Raw genomic sequence first — 22,227 nt, forward strand, 5'->3', positions numbered from 1 at the left:
CATCATGAAACATATAAAATTTAATATAATCTTTTTGATGGCTTTAGTAACACTGTCGTGCAGCGACGATTTTGTAGATGTGGCCTCACAAGATACGAATTCAGAAGATTTTTTCAATACTGAAAAAGATTACCAAGATGCCTTGGTGGCAGCTTACGATTATTTACAAGCTACAGCAAGAAATGTACAACTTGGAGAAATTGCTTCCGATAACACGCTTTGTGGAGGAGAAAGTGCTACCGACGTAATTGGTTTTCAAGAAATAGATGATATGATTCATACACCTATAAATGCTAATTTACGTGAAATTTGGACGTGGATGTATACAGGTGTAAATCGTACCAATTACATTATGGAATTTCAGGATAAACTTGATTTTCCAAGCAAAACGAGTGTTTTAGCGCAAACCAGATTTTTAAGGGCTTATTATTATTTCGAATTAGTGAAATGGTTTGGCGATGTACCATTAGCCATTGATAAACGTATTCAGTTTGGTGAGCAATTCAATATTGACAGAGCACCAAAAGCCGATGTTTATTCTTTAATTGAGGAAGATTTAAAATTTGCAGCAGATAATTTGCCTTATACACAAAGTCAAACAGGTCGTGTAACTAAAGGTGCCGCTCAGGCTTTATTGGGCAAAGCGTATTTATATCAAAATAAATTTTCTGAAGCAGCTACGGTTTTAGAGGATTTAATCTTAAATGGACCTCACCGATTGTTAAATTCTGATGAAGCCCCGCTAATGTTCGAAAATGAATATGAGAATAATATAGAATCTGTATTTGAAATACAATATTCCGATGTTGATGGAGGAAGCTATGATTGTTTTCAGTGTCTTGAAGGGAATTATGCTGTTGGTTTTAATGGAGTTAGATCTTACAATGGTCCGTTATACGATTTTGGATATAGCTTTAATGTCCCAACTCAAGAAGTTGTAGATGCTTTTGAAGAAGGAGATATTCGTTTAGGATACTCTATATTGGATATTGAAGCCTGGGCTCAGGAAACAGGTGCTACATACGATAAAGGTTACGAGCATACGGGGTATTTTAACTTAAAATATATTGCCCGAAAAGGCGATTTAAATCAACCTGATGCCGCTTTAACCAACCCAAACAATTATCGTTCTATAAGATTTGCCGATGTATTACTGATGGCTGCTGAAGCCTTGAATCGAGGAGAAATAAGCGATTCACGCGCAGTGGGGTATGTAAACAGAATACGAGAAAGAGCAACTTTAGATCCGTTACCACTTAATTTACAGGGAACCAATTTAACCAATGCGATTTACAAAGAACGTCGCGTAGAATTGGTTGGTGAAGGTCATCGTTTTTTCGATTTAGTTAGAACCGGACGAGCAGCTCAAGAAATAGATGGTTTTGTCGCTGGTAAACATGAATTGTTTCCAATACCAGTTGAAGAAATAGAGTTGTCGGGAGGCAGATGGAATCAAAACCCAGGATACTAAAAAAGATAATTATGAAAACAGTAAAATATATATTTGGTTTATGTCTAACGCTTTTGTTTGTTTTGAACTGTAGCGACGACGATAACTTTGAGTATTTGGATGATGTTGCTGCACCTTCAGAGGTTTCAGCTACCTTTCTTCCAGCATTAGATGAAAATACAGGTGATTTAGGATTGATCACTATTACACCTAACGGTATTGGGGCTTCCTCTTATAATATCGATTTTGGAGATGGTACCACCGAAAAAGCTAAAGTTATGCAAGGCGAGAGTGTCGTGCATAAATATGAAGAAAAGCCAGAAGGTGAATTTTATACAGTAACTATTGAAGCCTTAGGATTAACAGGGTTAAAAACTACTGCAACAGAGAATCTTGAAGTAGTATTTAAAGCTCCAGAGCTTAATTGTGATATTATAGATGGTTCTGATATTAAAATATCAAATAATGAAGCTATCTCTAAACAAGTAGATATTCAGGTAAGCGCAAAATATGGATTGAGCTATCAGGTTTATTTTGGAGAAACAGAAGGAGAAGAGCCAGTTGTAGGTAATAATGGCGATGCTGTGTCTTATGTTTACCAGGAGCCAGGTACTTATAACATCAGAGTTATAGTTATGAGTGCATCATCTCAAACTACCGAGTGTAGTTTTGATTTTGAAGTCACTGAGATTTTACAACCAATAGAATCTGCACCGGCACCACCAAATAGAGATGAGCAAGATGTCATTTCAATTTATAGTGCAAAATATAATGATGTTGCTGGAACCAATTATTTTCCAGATTGGGGACAAGCTGGTCAGGGTAGTGGCTGGGCAACTTTCGACTTGAATGGTGATGAAATGCTTCAGTATATTAATTTAAGTTATCAGGGTATTGCACTTGCCGATGGTACTACTGTAGATGTTTCAGGCATGAAATATTTACACCTCGATGTTTGGACGGCTACTGAAGGCTTAAAAATTGAAACATCACTTATTAATAATGCTTCTGGAGATGTCACTGAGAAACCAGTCTGGAGAGATTTAACAGGAGGAGAATGGACAAGCCTTGATATTCCTATTAGCGAATATACAGATCAAGGACTTACTGTAACAGAAATTTTCCAAATGAAATTTGTAGGCGATCCTTGGGCTGCAGGAACCGTGTTTATTGATAATATTTATTTCTATAAACCATCAACGGTAGCTGAAACGCCGGAGTATAATGCACCGACGCCAACACAAAATGCTTCGAATGTAGTATCTATTTACAGTGATGCATACACAAATGTTGGAATAAGTGAATTGAATCCAAATTGGGGCCAAACTACTACTTTAACAGAAGTAAACATTAACGGTAATAATATCTGGCTGTACGAAGCCTTAAACTATACCGGGATTGTAACCGATTATGGTAATCCAACAAATCTTTCGAGTATGGATTATGTACACTTCGACTACTTCACACCAGATGCAGAAGCTTTAGGATTAAAAATAGTAAATACAGCTTTGGATCCGGTTCAAGAAGACATTGTATTTGTCGACGAAATAGTTCGAGGGACTTGGGTAAGTGTGACGATTCCGATGTCTGAATTTAATCTCGATGCCTCAGGTGTTACACAATTGTTATTTGATACGGCAGGAGGTAGTGCTAAAGTTTATATCGACAATTTATATTTCTATGCAGATAATTCGACACAACCAGAAGTTGCGGCGCCGATGCCAACCATTGCACAGTCCGATGTTATTTCAATTTATAGTGATGCTTATACGGGAGTAACCTTAAATGAAGTAAACCCGAATTGGGGGCAAACCACAACCTTGACTGATTTTTCAGTAAGTGGTGACAATATTTGGTTGTACGAAGCTTTAAATTATTCAGGTATTGTAACAGATTATGGGAATCCAACCGATTTAACAGGAGTTAAATATTTGCATTTCGATTATTATACACCCGACGCTTCAACCTTAGGTTTTAAAATGGTGAATACAGCATTAGATCCTGTTATGGAAGATATTGTATTCTTACCAAAAGTGATAACTGGAACTTGGGTTAGTGTTACCATTCCACTGTCGAAGTATAATCTTGATTTTTCAAATATAACGCAGCTTATTTGGGATACTTCAGGAGGAAGTGCAACGGTTTATGTTGACAATATTTATTTTCATAATTAAGATTTAAAAATACAGAAAGATGAAAACATTAAAATATATAGTAATTCCATTTTGTACAGTTTTACTTCTTATTATGAGCTGTCAGGATGAAGATTTGGAGATTGGAGATATTGTAACTCCAACTAATATTCAAATGAATTTTGAAATTGTTGGTGTAGATGCCGATAATCCAAATGGAGATGGTACAGGATTTGTGAAATTTAGCGCTACAGCTGATAACGCGATAACCTATATTTATAATTTTGGAGACAATACAGATAACGTAGTGTCTACAGGAGAAGTTATGCATCGATTTACTGAAGTTGGTGTGAACGCCTATACGGTTACAGTAATTGCATCCGGAACGGGAGGTACGCAAAGCACTAAATCAATGGTTATAGAGGTTTTTAGTTCTTTTGAAGATGAAGAAGCAAAAAACTTTTTAAGTGGAGGTCCAGGTTCAAGTAAAACCTGGTATTGGGCGGCTGATAAACCTGTAAATATAGGTTTAGGTCCAGATGAAATTTCAAGTTCTGGAGATCATAGATTTCCAGCTTGGTTCCAGTCGTCAGCATGGCATCCTGATAAACTTTGTATGTATGACGCCGAAATGGTGTTTACGCAAACAGCTAATGGTAATTTAACATTCGAGCAAACAGTAGGAGATGCTTATATACCAGGGACCTATTCAGGGAATTTAGGTGTGACAGGTGATACTTGTCATGGTGCCGACGTAGTCCCATCATTGTTAGGCGTTAAGAACGTACAATTAGTGCCTTCAACGTCTATAGCTACAATCGATCAGAATGATCCGGATAATGAACCATATCGTGGAACAACTATAAATTTTTCTGATGGAGGATTTATGAGCTGGTATGTGGGAAGTAGCAGTTTCGAGATCATTGAAATTACAGATACAACACTGGAAGTGCGTGTAACCGAACCAGGGTATGCCTGGTATTGTTTATTCCAAACCGAAAAGCCCGTTGAACCCTAGAATACTTGCTAGCTTAGAAGAAGTTGCAATGATAACTTCTTCTAAGCTAGTTAAAATTTTAAGAGAAGAATAATGATTATTACTAGTAAACATTACATACTCAATATAAGCTTTTTGCTGTTGATATCTTGTTCAGTGGGTAATGATGGTATAGACGCATCATCAGAACCAGAAAAAATTGTACCGAGTAAGCTTACATTGGAAGTCGATAAACAAGGTGAAAATTCTGAATACATTAATGGTGATGGATCTGGTTTAGTCACGTTTACAGTAACTGCTGAAAATGCAAAAACATATGGGTTAAAAGTAGATTCAGAGACTGAAATTAAAAATACTAGTGGCGTTTTTAAGTATGTTTTTACTGATAATGGTACCAGTGAGTATTTAATTTCAGTTTTTGCATATTCTAGTACAGGTAACGAGGCCAGTACATTTAAGAAAGTTTTAGTTTATGTATCGGATAATGAGTTGCAGCTAAAATGGTCGGACGATTTTAATATCGATGGTGCACCAGATAGCAGTAAATGGGGTTTTGACACGGGTAATGGTTGTCCTAATTTATGTGGTTGGGGTAATGGTGAAAAACAGTATTATACAAACCGTTCGGATAATGTTATTGTTGAAGACGGCGTCTTAAAAATCATTGCAAAAAAGGAAAACTATCAAGGAGCATCTTATACCTCGGCGAGATTACTTACTAAAGATAAATACGAGTTTACTTATGGACGCGTAGATGTTCGAGCTAAACTACCTAGTGGTCAAGGAACATGGCCGGCAATATGGATGTTAGGAGCAAATATAGATGAAGTGGGTTGGCCTAAATGTGGTGAAATTGATATCATGGAACATTGGGGGCATAATCCTACTATTGTTTCCAGTGCAACCCATACCCCGGCATGCTCAGGAGGATGCCAAGGAACCAAAGTTGGCGAAACTAATATAAACGATTATGCGACAGCCTTCCATATTTATTCTTTGGAATGGACCAAAGACGACCTTAAGTTTCTAATTGATGGTGACGTAAAATACAACTACCAACCAGCCAATAAGGATAGTAATACTTGGCCATACAATGCACCACAGTTTTTAACATTAAATGTGGCTCTTGGCGGAAATTGGTTTACCATAGACGAGAATTTTTCAGAAGCTGTAATGGAAATAGATTACATTAAAGTATATCAATAAAATGACAAGAATAAAGCAATATATTATACTCGTGATTCTTTTTGTCTTTATAAGTTCTTGTAAAGATAATACAGTAATAAAAACGGAGAATAATTTGACGACTTCGAATGGTGTGATAGAGAAAAAGGTGACCAGTTTATTATCTAAAATGACTTTAGAAGAGAAAATTGGTCAGATGAATCAATACAATGGGTTTTGGGATGTAACAGGACCAACACCTGAAAGCGGAGATGCATCTAAAAAATATGAGCATTTAAAGAAGGGATACGTTGGTTCCATGTTGAATGTAAGAGGTGTAGACGAGATAAAGGCAGTGCAAAAAATAGCAGTAGAAGAAACCCGATTAGGAATACCTTTAATTATTGGTTTTGATGTTATTCATGGTTATGAAACGTTGAGTCCTATACCTTTAGCTGAAGCTGCAAGTTGGGATTTAGACGCTATTGAATTATCGGCAAAAATGGCAGCTAAAGAAGCAGCAGCAGCAGGTATTAACTGGACGTTTGCTCCGATGGTAGATATTTCAAGAGATGCTCGATGGGGACGTGTTATGGAGGGTGCTGGCGAAGATCCTTATCTAGGAAGTAAAATAGCAATAGCTAGAGTACAAGGTTTTCAAGGATATGATTTGGCTTCTCCTGAAACCATTGCCGCCTGTGCTAAGCATTGGGCGGGTTATGGTTTTGCTGAAGCCGGAAGAGATTATAATACGGTAGATGTTGGAACTTCCACTTTAAACAATATCATTTTCCCACCGTTTAAAGCTGCTGCCGATGCCGGTGTGAAAACATTTATGAATTCGTTTAATGAGCTTAATGGAGTACCAGCAACGGGGAATGCTTTTTTACAGCGTGATATTCTAAAAGGAAAATGGAAATATGATGGTTTCGTGGTTTCTGATTGGGGTTCAATCAAAGAAATGATGGAACACGGTTATGCTAAAAACAAAAATCACGCGGCTAAGTTAGCTATTAAAGCTGGTTCTGATATGGATATGGAATCCTACGCTTATGTGGATGAATTAGCAAATCTAGTAAGAGACGGAGAAGTTGATGAAGCTCTTATAAACGATGCCGTAAGGCGTATTCTCACAGTGAAATATGAATTGGGTTTGTTCGACGATCCTTATAAGTACTGCAATAAAGAAACAGCGAAGAAGGTGATAGGTAGTAAGGAAATAAATGAAGCAGTTTTGGAGGTTGCAAAAAAATCAATTGTTTTATTGAAGAATGAAAAGCAATTACTTCCCATAAAAAAAGAGGGACAACGCATTGCTTTAATTGGTGCATTAGCTTCCGATAAAACAAGCCCCTTAGGAAGCTGGCGTTTAGCAGCCAAGGATAGTACAGCAGTTTCAGTTTTGGAAGGTATGCAAAACTATCATGGAAATAAATTAACCTATGCTAAAGGAGCCGATGTAACATATGGAGAAACTACATTTGCCAACGAGTTAAAAATTAATGTTTCAGACAAAAGTGACTTTGCTGAAGCTATAAATGTAGCAAAACAAGCCGATGTTGTGGTTATGGTTCTTGGAGAACATGGTTTTCAAAGCGGTGAAGCAAGAAGTAGAACAAAATTGGATTTACCAGGTGTGCAACAAGATTTATTAGAAGCAGTTTACGAGGTTAACCCTAATATTGTTTTAGTTCTTAATAATGGGCGACCTCTAGCAATAACCTGGGCAGATGAGCATATACCAGCCATTGTTGAAGCATGGCAGTTGGGAACCCAAAGTGGCCATGCAATAGCTCAGGTGTTATATGGTGATTATAACCCGAGTGGAAAACTGCCAATGACATTTCCAAGACATGTTGGGCAAGTACCTTTATATTATAATTATAAAAATACAGGACGACCAATTATACCTGCTCCCGATGAGGTTTTTTGGTCTCACTATATTGATGAAAGTAACAAACCTTTGTATCCATTTGGTCATGGGTTGAGTTATACGACGTTTTCTTATGCAAATCTAACGGTAGACAAGAAATCTGCAGATGAGGTTATGGTTTCGGTCGATGTAACTAATTCGGGGCAGGTAAAAGGAAAAGAAGTTGTGCAATTATACATTAGGGATATGGTTTCTAGTGTTACCCGACCCGTCAAAGAATTAAAAGGTTTTGAGTTAATAGAGTTAAAACCACAAGAGAAAAAAACAGTTCGTTTTAAATTAACTAAATCTGAATTAGGTTTTTTTAATAATAATGGGGAATTCGTTTTTGAAACAGGTGAATTTAAAGTTTTTGTAGGTGGAAGTTCGGAAACTAGTTGGGAACATGGTTTTGAACTTTAACTGTAGTTTAGTTGTTAATTAGAGCCTTTTAGTACCTTTACTGAAAGGCTTTTTTTAATTTGATTTTTTTACTTTTATTTCTTTATCAAAAATATTCATACCTCCATTTACCCCAAAATCTAGTGTTGTAACAGGGTATGCAATAGATATGTTTTCTTGCTCAAAACGCTTTTTAATTCCAACTATAGCGTCGTTCATGCCTTTACAGAAATCATCATTACTACGAAATTCAACCCAGTATCGTAACATGAAATTATAAGTTGATGCGCCAATATCGGTAAAATAAAAATCGATTCCTTCGTCAGGTAATAGTTGCTGTATTTTTTTTATTTCATCTAAAGCAACAGTTTTTACATGTTCTAAATCATCACCATAGGAAACACCAGTTTTTAGAATAATTCGTCGTTTTTGCCATGTAGAATAATTCGTGAAGTTACCGTTGTAGATAAGTTGGTTGGGAACGAATACTTCCTGTCCGGGTACTGTTTTTATAGAAGTAGTAATCCATCCTTTTTTTATTACAATACCGTATGTGCCGTTAATTTCAACCCAGTCATTTTCACTAAAAGGCCGCTGTGCCTTTAAAATCAGTCCAGAAAAATAGTTTGAAGCAATGTCTTTAAACGCAAAACCAGCTACTATCCCTACAATTCCTGCTCCGGCCAATAGTTTAGTGAGCATTTTTTCTAAACCTAATATTTGCAGACTTAAGAAAACCCCCGATAATACTAACGAAAAGAATATGACAGACGTAATGATTTTAGCAATGTCAACATGGGTTTTAATCGTTTTGGTGTAAAATTTTAAAGTAAACTTTTTTACAATTCGAGCGAGTAACACAAACCCGATAAAAACCAAGCACGCTAAAAATAGTTTTGGTATATAATCTATGACGGATTGTTGCCAATCTTCTAAAATTTTCTTTAAATAGTTTAATGTGTATTGCATGTAGGAAATACTTTTATTAAAAGCTATATGCAACTAAATATAAAGAAAAATCTGGCTTTAATTCATTTTTATGTCATGAATTATGTCGTCTTAGTTTTCCAAAGTATTTAAAATTTCAGCAAATTTTGCTTTGGTTATTAAGACTTTGTTTTCAACTTCAATATTTTTTAATTCCGTCTCTATAAGTTTAACCTCTCTGTAGTTTATCAAGAATAATGAGCCTTCACCTAATTCAAATTTCATTTCTTCCGCGGTAACCAGATGTTTATAATCTGTAACTAATTTTTCAACGATAGAGCGTTGTTTCTCGTAAGAATCAATCTCTTGTTGAACCGCATTTATTTTGTTTAATAAGGTTACTTTTGTTGATGACAGATTAAAATCTATATCCTGAAGTTTAAGTTTCGTAAGCTTTAAGTCTGCTCGTTCTTTTCGTAAAAACAATGGCATACTTACGTTTAAACCAGCTTTGTAGTTTCTAGTATTTAAGGTGTTAATACGCTCGTAATCGCTCGTTAAAAAATTATATTGTAAATCTATTTTGGGTAAAAGGTTGTTAGAATTTAAACGTTTTTCAAAAACTAACTGCTCTCTTTTTAAGGTTAATGATTGTATTTTAGGGTGCTCGTTTAATAGGTCGTCCGTGACTTCTAAAAGGCTGCTATTTAAAACTCTGTCCGCTATAAATAGAGAGTTTTCATCAGGTATTAAACTGTAATCAAGCTCTACTGGTGTGTCATCCTGAAGCCATAAATAGTTGGAAAGTTCCAGTTGCGATTTAATATATTTAATTCTTGACTTTTCGACATCCAGAGCTCTATTGTTGTAATTTATACTCGCTTCTAAAGTGTCTACAGCTGGCTTATCACCAGCTTCAAAACTGGCTACAACATTATTTAATCGTTCTTTAGCGTTGTTTTGGTAATCGTTATAGACTTTATATTCCTGATAATTTTTTAACCAATTAAAATAGGCTTCGACAGCATTGTAAAGAACTTCGTTGACAACCAGGCTCTGTTTATTTAGGCTTATATCCTTGTATAATTTGGATTGCTTAAGTGTTGCCATACGTTCATTAGCAAGAAATCCTTTTGCTAAAGACATTGAAACCCCAGCACTATAAAGTCCGTCATCTGGCACATTAGATTCTGGATTAAGATAGTATCCGTCATTATTCTCGTAGTTAGCCTTCAACTCAATACCATACCATGTAGGTATTTTAAATGCAGCATTAAGCTTATCGTAATATTCGGTACCGGAGAACTTTTTTCTATTGTAATCTACTTCGATTTTTGGATCGAAGGCACCACGAGCTTTTAATAACTTAATTTCACCTTCGGTAGCAATTAATTGTGCCTGTTTTACAATAGGGTGGTATTGCTTTACGTACCCAAGATATTCTTCGAGCGTAAATATGCTATCTGAGACAATTTGCGCCTGACTGGTAAGGTTAACGACCAAAACAAGGCAAATGACTAAGGATGATTTTAGTTTGTAAATCGATTTGTTTTTTAAAATCATTATTTAGTTGTAAAATCAGGTTATTTTTTTTCGCTTTTTTTACCGTCTTCTTCGTTTTCCGGAACATAAAAATTTGGGGGGAAACTGTTAATTTGTCTCCAAATTTCAAACCATATAGGAACATCTTCTAGCAAGGCAATCGTTTTTGCGCCCGAACCAACACGCAGTGCATCTGGCCATGGTCCATAATCTGGGTCACGGTTAATGAGAACACGGTATAATCCATTTTTTGTTGAGAAATTTTCAATAGCTACAATTTGAGCACCATATGTACCATAGGAGACATTGGGCCACCCACTAAAAACAATGGCAGGCCAACCTTCAAATTCTACTTGTACATGTTCTCCTTTATGCAAGAGGGGTAAATCTATAGGTCTTACCCACATTTCAACAGCTAAATCGTAATTAGCTGGCATCAGACTCACTAGAGGCTCACCTTCTTTAAAAGTTTCACCTATTCCCGATTTTATGGCTTTATTGATATAACCATCCTGCGGTGCTGTTATAAACAGTAAACTATTACGTTTTTCATAGTTTGCTAAATTGTTTTCAAGTTTAGACACTTGTGCTTCGGTATCTAAAGCGCTAGATTCTGCCGAAAACAAATCACTTTGGGCTTTTGATAATTTATCACCGTATGTTGCTTTTATGGTCGAAATATTTAATTGGGCATTAATCACTTCATTTTTAGAGGCGAGTAATTTGTTTTCTTGGGAAATAAGTTTCGCATTGGCTTCCTGAAGTTTATTACGATAATCTTCTACATCTTTAACCGCTTTAAGGCCTTGCTCTTGTAGTGATAAGGTACGCTCATACTGCGTTTTTGCAATGCTTGCTTTTATTTTAGCAGCTTCTAAATCAATGCTGTCAGACTCTACTTTTAATTTTGACTGCATGTATTTGTTTTTCGCTTGCTCTAATTTTAATTCCTGTTCCTGTTGCAATGATTTATATTGATTTCCTAAAGCTGTTACTTTTGATCGGTAGGCATCTACCGATGCGGATTTTGCTTTAATTTGATCACCAGTCCGTTCTGTAAGACGGTCGTCGAAATAGTCACTTTTTATTTCAGAAATTTTAAGAATCGTATCACCTTTTTTAACCAAATCGCCTTCTTGAACATACCATGCATCAATTTTTCCAGGAATAGAAGACTGCAATGTTTGTGGTCGCTGATTTGGTTTTAATGTTGTTACTAAGCCTTTACTAGTTACATTCTGGGTCCAAGGTAAAAACAGAATAATAACTACCAATAAACTGCTTATAAGTAAAACACGTCTAAATAAGCGGTGCTGATTGGTATGTGCCGTGGCTTGCCCCGATTTATATTGACTTAAATCGAAAAACTCTGAAACCTTATTGTTTGATATATTTAGCATAGTAATTAAGAATTAATAATGCGACCTTCTTCAAGAATAATATGCTTGTTGCACATGCGTTTCCACACATTTAAATTACTAACAACAATAACACTCCAAGGGTTTGATGCATCACATAAGTATTCAAATATTTTTTCTGATTCTTCAATATTAAATTGCTTTAAAGGCTCTTCTAAAATTAGGACTTTAGGTTGTTTTAAAATAGCTCTCGCTAGCAATAATTTTGCCGATATAAAATAAGGAATTTGCTTACCTTCAGGTTTTAATAAAGTATTTAATCCTTTGGATTGTCGCTTTATAAACGTGCTTAACCCAATTTTTTCAAATACATTAAAAATTTCTTCATCAGAAATGTCGCGATTTCCAAAAGTAACGTTCTCACGAATCGTGCCTTCAAAAGGAGACTCTTCGGATAGCACCATACCCAAATGAGAACGATATTTATTAATGTGCAAACTTTCAATGGAAAGGTTATCAATATAAATAAAGCCATCGGTAGGGGCAACCACACCAGAAATAAGTTGTAGTAAACTTGATTTTCCTGAACCACTTTCTCCCTGAATTAATAGACGGTCTGTTGGTTCTATTTTAAATGAAATATCTTTTAGAATAGGCTTTCTTCTATTAGACACACTATAGCCAACATCTTTAAATTCGATGGCAAAGGATTTGTTTAACGTGATTTCTTCTCCATATTGTTTTTCAATGGGTTTGTCAATAACCTGGCCAAGTTTTTCAATGGCGGTAAGTACGTCGTAAATTGATTCTAAACTTAAAATAAGTTTTTCTACTGAAGCAATAATTAATAATATAATAATCTCGGCAGCAACAAACTGACCAATATTCATTTGCTGATTTAAAACAAGATATCCTCCAACAAGCAATAGCCCAGCAGTTACAATTACTTTAAAACCAATCATTTGCTTAAATTGCAGCATAAGTATTTTAAAGTGGTTTTCTCGGCTATTCACATACTCTAAAACCAAATCGTCAGTTTTATTAATGGCTAAACTAGTTTTGCCAGACAACTTAAAACTAATTACAGTTCTTGCTACTTCCTCTAGCCAGTGCGCCATTTTATATTTATGTTTCGACTCTTTCAAACTGGTTTCTAAACCTCTCTTAGCCGTGTATTTAAAGACAATAAAAATCAGACCAAGTAATAGAATACCAAACATGATAAAAAATGGATGGTAAAAAGATAAAAGTATTAATGCAAAAATGATTTGTAAAAATGCCGAAGGAACATCAATAAGAATTTTAGATAATCCTTTTTGAATACTTAAAGTATCAAAAAATCGATTGGCTAATTCTGGCAAATAATAGTTACGCAATTCACTCATTTTTATTTTTGGGAAACGATACGCTAAATCGAAAGAAGCTCGAGTAAAAATACGTTGTTGTATGCTTTCAATAATTCGTATTTGTATTAATTTTAATATTCCGGTAAAGGCCACGCCAGACGTTACTAATATCACTAAAACAATCCATGAGGTCGAAACTTGTCCCCCTTGTAGTAATGTTATAATAGCTTGTATACCTAAAGGTAGGGTTAAGGCTAGAATACCTTCGAATATTGCGAAGTAGGCCACTCTAAAAATATCCTTCTTTTCCAATTGTATTAATCCTAAAAAGCGTTTCCAGGGTGATAATACGTCTTTATTCTTCATGCTTTAGCGTGTTAAAAATTAAGTTCGTGTAAAATTCGGTAACCGTTGTGGTTTTACTGCAGTTGGTAATAGTCTTAAAATGATCTTTAAAAAAATGCTGCTGTAAAGCACCTTCAATAATAGTATTGGCTAAACTTAAAGGGTATTTATAATTAGAATTAAATTCTAAAATGATATCAGCAAAACGTTTTACAGTACGTTTAAACGGCATAAAAAAACCTTCTTCATTTTCATTATCTACATCGCAGGTTAAATATGCTTTTGCATTTTCGTTAATAACAATTCGGTTAAGAATAACTTCATTTATATGCTCAAAATTACTGTCTTCTTGGGTTGTTCTGGTTAAAACTTCTATTCCTTTTTTTAGTTTTTCTTCAGAATGCTTTAAGGCAAATGTTTCTAATACTAATTGATATTCAATCCAAACCCAATACCATGAAGTTAAATACATGAGTAAATGATGCTTACTTTCAAAATACCTGTAAATAGAACTTTCATTAGATTGAATAGCGCCTCCAAGTTTTTTAAAGGTAAAATGCTCAAAACCCAGTTCGTTTATTAATAAAATACTATGCTTTATAATCCGTTTACCTAATTCAGAGGTTTCAGGATCTTTTATAAAAATACCTTTAGGAACTTCTATTTTAAAGCTTTGTAATAAATTATTCATTTTTTGTAAATGTGTATCTTACAAATTTAATAGTAATACTTTTAAAATTGTGTTATTTTATATTAAAAATTTGTGAAAATTATTTACAATTTTTTAGTTAGAATTATAAATATTATTAGATACGCAATTTACTACTTAATTAAAGTTTCTGGAAATATATAATATTTACAGAAGACTTGTTATATATAGGCTAGGGGCGTTGTTGGGTTTGGTTCATAAACACATTTATATAATGCAGATGTTAATTAAGGGTTTCGTTATCATCTTCTGGAAATGTAATGTGTTGATAAGCACCTAAATCGGGGGCACTCGTTCGGTTTTGGTTTAAAATATCATTTGGTACTTGTATGGCAAAGTTTGCGTTACCTTTATTTATAACAGAAGAATTATCTCCAATAATTAATGCATTGTTACTGGCATCAAAAAAGTCGGGCATTTGATTAATAATTATGTTTTCGTAATGCGATAAATCTTCAAAGTTATAATTGTTACCATTAAAGAAATTAGAGTTGTCTTGAAAACGAATCAGGCAATTTGTAAATTTAAAATTGAAATTTATCGCATCATCTTCTATTTCATCTAATAGAATTTCCTGATTGTCATTTCCATAAATAATACAATTGTTGAAATTAGCTTCCGATAAATCGGTAGCCAATGTGTTGTTTTCATTATCGATAAAAAAGTTGTTTAGCAGAACAGCTGGAAATTGTCTCGGGCCTTCCCAATAATTAGCAATAGTGCAATGGGTAAAATTATAACGTCCTCCAAAAGTACCAGCAAATGCTGATTGCCCGGCTTTATTAAGAACTACATTTTCGGCAGCAATGGAGGTGTTTCTTCCTAATATTCCAAATCCTACTGTGTTATAAATTTGCGAATTATTTATTTTTAAAACGCTTTCTGGAGCTTCAGCGCCACCGTCGCAAAGTATTCCTATTGATGCATTCTTTATGGTAGCATACTCAATAATGTTATTTCTACTGCCTTCAAAAAGCCAAATACTTCCCCATTGTCCAGGTGTTTCTGAAAAATTTGGCTCCAACCGGTCGCCTTCAAAAATAACTTCATTTTCCAATAATTCCTGGTCAGTGCTGAATGTGCCATTTACTTGGAGCGAAGCATTTTCAGATACCAGTAACCCCGAATTTTCATGAAAATGAATTCGGGCACCAGAATCGATGGTAAGGGTGTAGCCATTTGGAACTGCGGCATAACCATAAATTACATAGGGTTTTTCGTTAGTGAAATGTAATTCATTAGACTGTAATTCTCGGCCTTCGATATCGGTTTCATATATTTCACCACCAATATTAAGGCTGAGGGTTTCTATAACTTTGGTATCAAAATCTTTGTTTGGATAAATAAAAACAGCATCTTGAACTAAGGTTACTAGTTCAACATTTTGTAAATTACTTCCTGCATCAAACTCAATTTGATCGGTGTATAAGAACGCTCCATTGTTAGTAAAATCATTTATATTGATGGTAGACTCTATAAAAATATAAATACTGTCTTTTGCCTGAATTTGTACATTACTAAACACCTTTCCTGCCATACCATCAATATTTAGTCTGTAATTGGAGTTGTTTCCTTGTTTTAATTTTACAGAAGGTATATTGATATCGGTGTTACTGCGGTTGTATACTTTTAAACTATAGGTACTGGAACCAATATTAGAAAAAACGGTATCTAAATATACGGTGTCCTTTGAAAATTCTAGTTGCCCCGTGCTTGGTGAGAATTCAAAATCTTTTCTGCAAGAGCTCCAGAAGATGATTAAACAAAAGGTGAATAAAAAGTATAAATGACGTTTCATTAAAAGCGTTTAATTTCTTGTCTAAAAATATAACTTTTGAAATTATGATTTAGTGTATTGTTGGAAAAATAAAAACCTGACGAAATTTCATCAGGTTTTAAATTTGATTTTTTTTTTGTTTACAATAAATTGCGAAGCATTTTTACTGCACTTTCGGCAGTTATATCCCGTTGTGGGGATCCAAACATTTCATAACCAACCATAAATTTTTTAACAGTAGCGCTACGTAATAGTGGCGGGTAGAAACTCATGTGCCAATGCCAGTGTGAGTTATTTTCGCCATTAGTTGGTGCTTGATGGATGCCGCTTGAGTATGGAAATGAGGTATTAAATAATTTATCGTAAGCCTTAGTAATGACCGAAATGGCTTCTGCAAAATGAAGAGTTTCGGCATCCTTCATGTCCGAAATACAAGGTTGATGCTTTTTAGGAACAATCATAGTTTCGAAAGGCCAAACTGCCCAAAACGGTATAAGCACAACAAAGTCGTCATTTTCAAAAATGATTCGTTCCTTTTTTTCAAGTTCCTGTGTTAAATAGGTACCTAATAAACTGTTTTGGTTTTCACTGTAAAACTGTCGTTGCTGCGTGTCTTTTTTTTCAACTTCGTTGGGTAAAGTTGATTGACTCCATATTTGTCCGTGTGGGTGCGGATTACTACAACCCATAACAGCGCCTTTATTTTCAAATATTTGAACGTAATTTATAAGGTCGTTATTTCCAAGTTCTTCATATTGTTTTTGCCATTCCAGAACAACTTGTTCAATTTCAACAGGAGTCATATCGGCTAAACTTTTTGAATGGTCTGGACTAAAGCAAATGACTTTACAAATACCTTGCTCACTTTGTGCTTTAAGTAAACCATCATTAACTTCAAACGATTTAGAATCAGTTTGCAGCGCTGCAAAATCGTTGGTAAATACGTATACGTTGTCGTATTTCGGGTTAACTTCACCGTTAATTCTGGTGTTTCCAGCGCATAAGTAACAACTTTCGTCGTAGGTTGGTCTAACCTCATTCGATACGGCTTCATTTTGTCCTTGCCAAGGGCGTTTTGCACGATGTGGAGAAACTAAAACCCATTCTCCAGTTAATATATTGAAGCGTTTATGCGAGTAATCTTGTAAATCGGTATTCATTGTTTTGTTAATTTATTCTGTGATTAATCCGGTTCCGTCTGATAATTCTACTGAATATATGGAGCAGTCCTTTCCGAATTTGTTTTTGTAATTCTTAGAAATTTTAGTTTTAAAATCGCTAACAGCCGATTTCGCAATTAAGTTAATGGTACAACCGCCAAATCCGCCTCCCATCATACGTGCGCCTAAAATTTGATCGTTTTCTTTAGATTGATCTACTAAATAATCTAGTTCGTCGCAACTTACCTTATACTGGTGTTGTAAACCGTTATGAGAGCCATAAATAAGTTCACCTAAAGTTTTTAGGTCTCCATCGGTCATAGCTTTAGAGGCTTGTTCCGCTCTTTGATTTTCTTGGATAACAAACAAAGCTTTTTGATAATTTTCTTCGCTTACTTTGTCCTTTATTGTTTCTAAATCTGCTTCTGTAGCATCTCGTAATGCTTTAATATTTAACATTTCAGAAATCGATTCGCAAACCGATCTACGGTCATTATAAGCGCTATCAGATAAGCTATGCTTAACATTTGTGTTGATAAGCATTAATTCGTAGTCTTCGAAATCAATTTTAAAAGGCTTGGCTTCAACTGAGCGGCAATCTAAGAGTAGGGCGTGATCTTTTATACCAAACATACTGGCGTATTGATCCATTATACCACATTTAACGCCTACGTAATTATGTTCAGCTTGTTGCGAAATTAAAATCATTTCTTGCTTGGTTAATCCTAAATTAAATAACGAATTTAAACCGAAAGCTATACTGTTTTCTAGAGCCGCAGATGACGACATACCTGAACCTGCTGGAATATTACCACTGAAAACGACATTAAAATTACCAACATCTCCCTTTTTCTTTTTAATTTCAGCAATAACGCCTAAAACATAATTGCCCCAATGTTCTTTTTCTAAAGGACTAATGTCATCTGTAGAAAATTTAATGGTTTCGTCGAAGTCTATGGCATGAGCAGAAGATGTATTGCTGTCCGATTTTTCAAATGCTGCAACAATACCTTTGTTAACTGCGGCAGGAAATACAAATCCGTCATTATAATCGGTGTGCTCACCGATAATATTTATTCTTCCTGGTGAAAAAATTAGCAGCGGGTTTGTTGTAAATCTAGTTGTAAAGTTTTGTTTTACTTTGTTTATAAGTGATTGATTCATGGTTAACTTATTAGTATTATTTTCCAGTTTAGTTGATATGTATGGTCTGGTTTTAAAGTTTGTAACCCCATTTTATTATTAAAACTATCCGAAACACCGGTTGTGGGTTCGATAGCTACATGTGTTTTTTTTGGGGGTGTGTAAATTTGTAAAAAAGCATCTTCAGATGAGTTACTTAATACAAATTCATAGTCAGGAGTTTTAAAAGTAACATCATTATTTTTTAGTACAAAACAATCGTCCAAATACTGATCTTTAATTTCAAATGCTTCTGTTCCTGAAACGTTTTTTACACCAGAAGTTATGCAACGATCATTAAACTCCAATTGTTGATCACTATCAAAATTTAGTGTACTATTATATAGATCCGTTGAATAAAAATAAGGGTGCCAGCCTAAAGTAAAAGGAAATGTTTTATTGTCGGTGTTTTTTACTGATACATTTAGGGTTAACGAATTATGCGTTAGTACATATTCTACTTGCATTTTATACGTGTAAGGAAAACCTTCGGTATAATTATCTTCGTCATATTCGAGCAATACAGAAGCATAATCGGTATCCGCCTTTTTACTAACAACTTTAAAAGTTTTGTTGTAAACTAAGCCGTGCAGAGCGTTATTATTTCCAGATTCGTTAATAGGAAATTTATATACGGAACCTTCAAAATTGTATTTCCCTCCGTCTATTCGATTCGCAAATGGGAATAATAGTGATGATGCATATGTGTCTGAATAGGGTAGTGGCTCGAGTGAGGTAATGAGTTTATTTCCATTTAAAATTAAAGTTTGTAAACTAGCTCCGAGACTTAAATAAATATCAGCTTGAACATTATTCAAACTGTTTTCAATTTGGATATATTCTAAACCATTAGAATTATCCTTTTTCAACGATATGTGGTACAATTTTAATGCGTTATTAGATTAGTGTTTACAAATATAGTTAAGAAGCTTGATTTATGACTAATATTAAATGTATTTTTTACGTTTAATTTTTATTAAATATTATCTTAGAATAAAGTTTTAATAAAAATTCCATGAAAAAAGCCCGTAAACTCTGTTTACGGGCTTTGCTATCGTTAAAAGATAAAATTGAATTATTGTTTTTGAAATGTTTTACTAAACACTAGAAATAAAACACCACACAGTAACCAAGCGGGTAGAGTTACAAAAGACAAGAATACATCGAATTGTACCGATATAAAATAAAATAATCCAAAACTTATAACCCAAGCCAGAAAAACCGATTTATTAAATTGAAGGTTGGCGGCTTCAGCATAATTTTTTACAATACCTAATTTTTTATGAAAGAAATGTTCAAAAACAATTACTGCTCCAAAAGGCGCTAAAATAAATCCATAAAGCGCTACAAAGCCTAATAATTTCATAGCAAATGCCGGAAATAAGCCAGCAATTGTAGCTATTGAACCAGCCAGAATAGTTACTTTGGCAGTTGAAAGTTTTGGTAAAATTGCCTGAAACGCTAAACCTGCTCTGTATATTGTTGGGTTTGCAGTGGTCCAACCTGCTAAAACAACTGCGATAATTCCGAAAATACCAATAGCATTGTTAGCTAATGGGCCTGGAGCAACAGGAGGAGCTTCACCTCCAGAAAGTAAGGCTTGAGCTTCTGGTGATTTTAAATAAACTGCGTAAAGAAGCGCAGCGGCAATCCAAGCCATGTAATGTCCTACGTACATTCCTGCTGCTGTAGTCCATCCAGAACTGGCTTTTTTCGCAAATCGGAATACCGATAAATCCGACATGCCTATATGCATGGCGCCATTAGCAAACCATGACCAGATTACCACATGCCAAAATGTATATTTTATTTGCCCAGGAAAAGGTTCAGATCCTTCTCCCCAAATATTCCAAAAGTCTGAAAGACTTGAAACTCCTAATTGATTTAATGCTACTATACCACAAGCTAAAAAGGCTAAAACTATAACAGGAGACATCCAGTTAGCTGCTTTAGAGACCATGTCGTAACCTCGAGCCGCAATTAAAGAAATTACTGCTCCAATTAGTATAACTATTATAATCCATGTTAAACCGTTAGGCATGGTGTCATCGAGTTTTGGCATCGGCATATCAAAAGGAATACCGACTGCAGTGGCCGAAACAGTAATCATAGATCCAGCCAAAAAACAAAAAAGCACACCATTCGCTAAGTTATACCAGGTAACTAGTTTTTTACCACTTATTTTTTCTAATTGAAAATATAAGGTTAGTCTATTTTTTATTGCGATTTCGGCGGTTAGGAAGCGCCAACTTAAAACAGCTAATAAATTTCCAAGAAAGAGGCCTACAAGTAAATCGAAGGCGCTTACGCCTGCAGTTAAAAACAAAGGACCAATCATAAATTCCGTCCCGGCTGCATGCTCACCTGCATACATACCTAAAAAGCTTTTCCAACTTTTTAATTTTGATTGCGGTACTGGGGTTCTTTCGAATTCGCCTCCGGCTATTTCTTCTATGATATCTTCTTCTTTATGGTATTGTGTCATGTATTTTAGTTTAGTGTGATTTGTTTTATGTTAAAAATTTCTTTCTTAAATCTTCTACCTGATTATCGTCTATAGGCACCATACTACCTAACGAAGTGCCCAAAACAATAGATTTAGCACTAAATTCAGCTACTTCAAGATAGTCGAAAGTTTGTAATAATTTATCTCCAGTGATAATTACAGAATCGTTTTCTATAATTAAAGCCGTAGAACAATTATCGATAATTTGTGTGTTGTTATTCGTTTTAAAATGCGTTCCATAAGCTACTGAAGGAATATCTTGTAAAAATATCCAGCTTTCAGGTATGGTTCTTACGTTTAAAAAAGTGTTGGTTACACTAAAAGCCATTAAATATGGTGATTGTGTCATAATAATGGAATTTATATGCGGATTTCGTTTGTAAATTTCCTGATGAATCCATGTTGCTCTGCTGGGATTTTTCCCCTCCTCGCGTTTACCATTTTTTATTTGAACAATATCTTCAATGGATATATCCCATCGATTAACATGCGTTGGAGTAATAAGAAAGTCGTTGTCTTTCCAACGCATAGAAACTGTTCCGTAAGAACTTATCATGAGACCTTGTTGGCAGGAGCGTTTCACAATATTGCATATTTCCAGGCGTTTTTCAACTTCATCCGAAGGAAAATCTGTTTGCTTCATTTCCGGGTAATCCGATTGGGTTTGCGCTTCAAATTGTTCTATTTGCGCATCGGTTAAATAGTTTGGTTTTCCAATTTGTGAACCATATAATATCGTTCGGGCACAGAGCTCTAAAGCTTCAAATCGTTGAAAGGCATCATCTAAATCGCTTCCTCCTAAAACAGTTCCATGGTTTTCCATGATTACTGCTTTAAACCCTTTTTTAAATTCTTCAGCAATAACTTCCCCTAACGCATTACTTCCTGGTAATTCGTATTTTGCATAACCTATTGGTCCGCATACATGTTTGGCTTGAGAAATAACGTTTGTATTTGGTATTTTTCGAACGATACTAAATGAAACCAAAGCGGGAGGATGGGCGTGAATAACCGATTTAATATCCGGCCGCATATCATAAATGGCTTTATGGAATGGAAATTCAGACGAAGGTTTGTGTTTACCTATAATGGTTCCGTCTTTTTTTACGCAAACTATATCTGACGGCATTAAAGAGCCTTTATCTATTGCCGACGGTGTAACCCAAATATCGCCTTGGCTATCTATAATAGAAATATTACCTCCCGACGTGGTGGTCATACCACGTTTATAAATTCGGCTAATTATTTTTGTGATTTGATCTCTTGGATGCTCTAAGTTAATTTTTGAGGCCATACCGTTGAATGTTTTTATTTTTAG

At 34.9% G+C, this 22,227-nt stretch carries 16 protein-coding genes; 5 read left to right on the forward strand and 11 right to left on the reverse strand.

Features of this window, described 5'->3' with window-relative positions; genetic code table 11:
* Positions 1–4: 4 nt before the first annotated feature.
* The 5 genes from ICJ83_RS06845 to bglX all read left to right on the forward strand — a co-directional run bounded on the left by ICJ83_RS06845 (position 5) and on the right by bglX (position 8,078).
* Positions 5–1,471: a RagB/SusD family nutrient uptake outer membrane protein gene (locus ICJ83_RS06845; protein WP_188229631.1), complete on the forward strand. Its 1,467-nt coding sequence runs from the start codon at positions 5–7 to the stop codon at positions 1,469–1,471.
* An 11-nt stretch (positions 1,472–1,482) separates the two neighbouring features.
* A complete protein-coding gene (locus tag ICJ83_RS06850; protein ID WP_188229632.1) occupies positions 1,483–3,624 on the forward strand; it encodes a hypothetical protein in 2,142 nt (713 codons plus the stop codon).
* Positions 3,625–3,643: 19 nt separating this feature from the next.
* Complete coding sequence (locus ICJ83_RS06855; RefSeq protein WP_188229633.1) at positions 3,644–4,600, forward strand: PKD domain-containing protein; 957 nt, start codon at positions 3,644–3,646, stop codon at positions 4,598–4,600.
* Between the two features lie 120 nt (positions 4,601–4,720).
* Complete coding sequence (locus ICJ83_RS06860) at positions 4,721–5,785, forward strand: glycoside hydrolase family 16 protein (protein WP_223154624.1); 1,065 nt, start codon at positions 4,721–4,723, stop codon at positions 5,783–5,785.
* A gap of 1 nt (position 5,786) precedes the next feature.
* Positions 5,787–8,078 (forward strand): beta-glucosidase BglX, encoded by a 2,292-nt coding sequence (gene bglX, locus ICJ83_RS06865; protein WP_188229635.1) that lies wholly within the window; start codon positions 5,787–5,789, stop codon positions 8,076–8,078.
* A 54-nt stretch (positions 8,079–8,132) separates the two neighbouring features.
* On the opposite strand, the gene ICJ83_RS06870 is transcribed toward bglX, so the two are convergent.
* The 11 genes from ICJ83_RS06870 to ICJ83_RS06920 form a co-directional block, all read right to left on the reverse strand.
* Entirely contained in the window at positions 8,133–9,026 is an 894-nt protein-coding gene (locus tag ICJ83_RS06870) for a mechanosensitive ion channel family protein (RefSeq protein ID WP_188229636.1), read from the reverse strand.
* Between the two features lie 90 nt (positions 9,027–9,116).
* Entirely contained in the window at positions 9,117–10,547 is a 1,431-nt protein-coding gene (locus tag ICJ83_RS06875) for a TolC family protein (RefSeq protein ID WP_188229637.1), read from the reverse strand.
* Positions 10,548–10,567: 20 nt separating this feature from the next.
* Positions 10,568–11,926 carry an HlyD family secretion protein gene (locus tag ICJ83_RS06880; protein ID WP_188229638.1) on the reverse strand — a complete coding sequence of 453 codons (1,359 nt, stop codon included), beginning with the start codon at positions 11,924–11,926 and terminating at the stop codon, positions 10,568–10,570.
* Between the two features lie 5 nt (positions 11,927–11,931).
* Positions 11,932–13,596 (reverse strand): peptidase domain-containing ABC transporter, encoded by a 1,665-nt coding sequence (locus ICJ83_RS06885; RefSeq protein WP_188229639.1) that lies wholly within the window; start codon positions 13,594–13,596, stop codon positions 11,932–11,934.
* Positions 13,586–14,266: a TetR/AcrR family transcriptional regulator gene (locus ICJ83_RS06890; protein WP_188229640.1), complete on the reverse strand. Its 681-nt coding sequence runs from the start codon at positions 14,264–14,266 to the stop codon at positions 13,586–13,588. The genes ICJ83_RS06885 and ICJ83_RS06890 overlap by 11 nt, the downstream gene beginning before the upstream one ends.
* A 241-nt stretch (positions 14,267–14,507) precedes the next feature.
* Positions 14,508–16,082, reverse strand: coding sequence for a hypothetical protein (locus ICJ83_RS06895; protein ID WP_188229641.1), 1,575 nt, complete (start codon positions 16,080–16,082; stop codon positions 14,508–14,510).
* A gap of 119 nt (positions 16,083–16,201) precedes the next feature.
* Positions 16,202–17,221, reverse strand: a complete 1,020-nt coding sequence (locus ICJ83_RS06900; protein WP_188229642.1) for a UDP-glucose--hexose-1-phosphate uridylyltransferase — start codon at positions 17,219–17,221, stop codon at positions 16,202–16,204.
* Between the two features lie 12 nt (positions 17,222–17,233).
* A complete protein-coding gene (locus ICJ83_RS06905) occupies positions 17,234–18,385 on the reverse strand; it encodes a galactokinase (RefSeq protein WP_188229643.1) in 1,152 nt (383 codons plus the stop codon).
* Between the two features lie 2 nt (positions 18,386–18,387).
* Positions 18,388–19,272, reverse strand: coding sequence for an aldose 1-epimerase (locus ICJ83_RS06910; RefSeq protein WP_188229644.1), 885 nt, complete (start codon positions 19,270–19,272; stop codon positions 18,388–18,390).
* 206 nt (positions 19,273–19,478) lie between these two features.
* Positions 19,479–20,888: a purine-cytosine permease family protein gene (locus ICJ83_RS06915; RefSeq protein ID WP_188229645.1), complete on the reverse strand. Its 1,410-nt coding sequence runs from the start codon at positions 20,886–20,888 to the stop codon at positions 19,479–19,481.
* 25 nt (positions 20,889–20,913) lie between these two features.
* Positions 20,914–22,203, reverse strand: a complete 1,290-nt coding sequence (locus tag ICJ83_RS06920) for a class II aldolase/adducin family protein (protein WP_188229646.1) — start codon at positions 22,201–22,203, stop codon at positions 20,914–20,916.
* Positions 22,204–22,227: the final 24 nt, after the last annotated feature.

Origin of the sequence: Aestuariibaculum sediminum, from assembly GCF_014596945.1 — a bacterium.
Classification (GTDB): domain Bacteria; phylum Bacteroidota; class Bacteroidia; order Flavobacteriales; family Flavobacteriaceae; genus Aestuariibaculum; species Aestuariibaculum sediminum.

Coding starts and splice junctions, on each gene's coding strand:
- ICJ83_RS06880 (WP_188229638.1), bottom strand. CDS start 11,926: ATGCTAAATATATCAAACAATAAGGTTTCAGAGTTTTTCGATTTAAGT.
- ICJ83_RS06905 (WP_188229643.1), bottom strand. CDS start 18,385: ATGAATCAATCACTTATAAACAAAGTAAAACAAAACTTTACAACTAGA.
- ICJ83_RS06855 (WP_188229633.1), top strand. CDS start 3,644: ATGAAAACATTAAAATATATAGTAATTCCATTTTGTACAGTTTTACTT.
- ICJ83_RS06890 (WP_188229640.1), bottom strand. CDS start 14,266: ATGAATAATTTATTACAAAGCTTTAAAATAGAAGTTCCTAAAGGTATT.
- ICJ83_RS06900 (WP_188229642.1), bottom strand. CDS start 17,221: ATGAATACCGATTTACAAGATTACTCGCATAAACGCTTCAATATATTA.
- bglX (WP_188229635.1), top strand. CDS start 5,787: ATGACAAGAATAAAGCAATATATTATACTCGTGATTCTTTTTGTCTTT.
- ICJ83_RS06915 (WP_188229645.1), bottom strand. CDS start 20,888: ATGACACAATACCATAAAGAAGAAGATATCATAGAAGAAATAGCCGGA.
- ICJ83_RS06885 (WP_188229639.1), bottom strand. CDS start 13,596: ATGAAGAATAAAGACGTATTATCACCCTGGAAACGCTTTTTAGGATTA.
- ICJ83_RS06870 (WP_188229636.1), bottom strand. CDS start 9,026: ATGCAATACACATTAAACTATTTAAAGAAAATTTTAGAAGATTGGCAA.
- ICJ83_RS06845 (WP_188229631.1), top strand. CDS start 5: ATGAAACATATAAAATTTAATATAATCTTTTTGATGGCTTTAGTAACA.
- ICJ83_RS06850 (WP_188229632.1), top strand. CDS start 1,483: ATGAAAACAGTAAAATATATATTTGGTTTATGTCTAACGCTTTTGTTT.
- ICJ83_RS06875 (WP_188229637.1), bottom strand. CDS start 10,547: ATGATTTTAAAAAACAAATCGATTTACAAACTAAAATCATCCTTAGTC.
- ICJ83_RS06920 (WP_188229646.1), bottom strand. CDS start 22,203: ATGGCCTCAAAAATTAACTTAGAGCATCCAAGAGATCAAATCACAAAA.
- ICJ83_RS06895 (WP_188229641.1), bottom strand. CDS start 16,082: ATGAAACGTCATTTATACTTTTTATTCACCTTTTGTTTAATCATCTTC.